Genomic DNA, 1,747 nt, shown 5'->3' on the forward strand with positions numbered 1-1,747 from the left:
CCAGACTGTGTAAAAACTCCCGGCTTTGGGTTGACGTGGGCGGGTTTGTCGAGATTTAAACTCTCCATGAGTCATATCCAAGGTCATGACCGCGATGAAACCCTTTTGCTGCCGCCCCGCCTTGATGATTATGTCCACGCCGAGGCTCCGGTGCGCTTCATTGATGCTTATGTCGATGGCCTGGACTTCGTCGCGCTGGGCTTTACTCATGCCGAAACCAAGGCCACGGGTCGCGCGCCCTATCACCCGGCTGACTTGCTCAAACTCTACCTCTATGGCTACCTCAATCGCGTGCGCTCCAGCCGCCGTTTAGAGCTGGAATGTTCTCGCAATTTAGAACTCATCTGGCTGCTGCGTTCGCTCCGCCCGGACTTCAAAACCATCGCCAACTTCCGCAAAGACAACCGATCACTCTTCAAAAATGTCCTGCGCGAGTTCAATCTGCTGTGCCGTAAACTGGAGCTCTTCGGTGCCGAACTCGTCGCCATCGATGGCAGCAAGTTCAAGGCGCTCAACAGCAAACATCGTCACCACAGTGCGCGTGAGTTGAAGAAGATCATCGCGCGCATTGATGAACGCATTGAGGCTTATTTGAAGGAGCTGGACTGCGCGGATGGCGAGGCGCAGGGGCCGGTCTTCACCAACCCGGGTGACGACGCCCGGCGTGGTGGTGGTGATGGCGGTGGCGGCACTTTACGGGAGAAAATCGAGCAGTTGCGCACGAGTCGAGAGGAACAAAACCGGCGGCTCGAGCAGCTGCAGCGTAGCGGTCAAAATGAAGTATCGCTCACCGACGCCGATGCACGCAAGATGCGCCAGTCCACGCAGGGCGGGTATCTCATTGGCTACAACGTGCAGATCGCGGTGGATGGCAAACATCATCTTATTGCGGCGGAGGAAGTGGTGCAGAGTTCAAGCGACCGGGGGCAGCTTGGCGACATGGCGGTCGCTGCGAAAGAAGCCATGCAAGTGCCCACCTTGAGCGTGGTGGCGGATAAAGGCTATCACGCCGCCAACCAGCTGGAAGCCTGCGAGCAAGCGGCGGTTGAAACCTACGTGCCCGCCCAAGGCAACACCAGCGGGCGCAGTGGCAAGGACGGACGGCCCATCTACAGCAAAGAGCGCTTCAGATACGATGCGGTGAAGAACCTTTATCATTGCCCCGGTGGAGCAGAACTTAAGTGCTGCAAACGAAGCCTGAGTCGCGGTGGGCGGGAAGAAATCCACCACTACGCCAATCGCGAAGCCTGTGGGAACTGCGCGTTGCGAGGTGCCTGCACCAGTGGAAAGCATCGGGTGATCACGCGGCTGGCGAACGAAGCGGTGGTGGAGCGGGCCGCGCAACGATATGCCGCGAAGCCAGAGAACGGAGCGCAGCGCAAACAAATCGTAGAGCACGTCTTTGGAACGCTGAAAGGCTGGGGATACGGAGCCTTTTTGATGAAAGGGCTGGAGCAAGTGCGAGGAGAGATCGCGCTTGCCGCACTGGCCTACAACCTGAGGCGCGTGCTCAACGTGCTAAGCATGAGCGAACTGCTCAAGGCCGTAGGCAGACCGAGCGCAGCCGTCGCCTGAAAGGCTAGGGCGAGCCAGTAACTGAGGTTGATGGGGGGTCACAAAGTTAGAAGACAAGCGAGCAAGTCATCAAGAGAAGGTCACGCAGATCAAGGAAAGGCCTCCCTTGTTGGCCATTGCGCACCCATTGACGGGCCATCAACGGATGGAATGGGCTTTTTACACAGTCTGG

At 58.1% G+C, this 1,747-nt stretch carries 1 protein-coding gene; it reads left to right on the plus strand.

The genetic code is table 11. The features are described 5' to 3' along the window. The first annotated feature begins 66 nt into the window (after window positions 1-66). Window positions 67-1,575, plus strand: coding sequence for an IS1182 family transposase (locus FEM03_RS24155; protein ID WP_138088996.1), 1,509 nt, complete (start codon window positions 67-69; stop codon window positions 1,573-1,575). The last annotated feature ends 172 nt before the right edge of the window (window positions 1,576-1,747 follow it).

The sequence above is a fragment of the Phragmitibacter flavus genome (assembly GCF_005780165.1).
Lineage (GTDB): Bacteria > Verrucomicrobiota > Verrucomicrobiia > Verrucomicrobiales > Verrucomicrobiaceae > Phragmitibacter > Phragmitibacter flavus.

Bases quoted from the DNA above. Each gene is read 5' to 3' on its own strand.
- FEM03_RS24155 (WP_138088996.1), top strand. From the start codon at position 67: ATGAGTCATATCCAAGGTCATGACCGCGATGAAACCCTTTTGCTGCCG.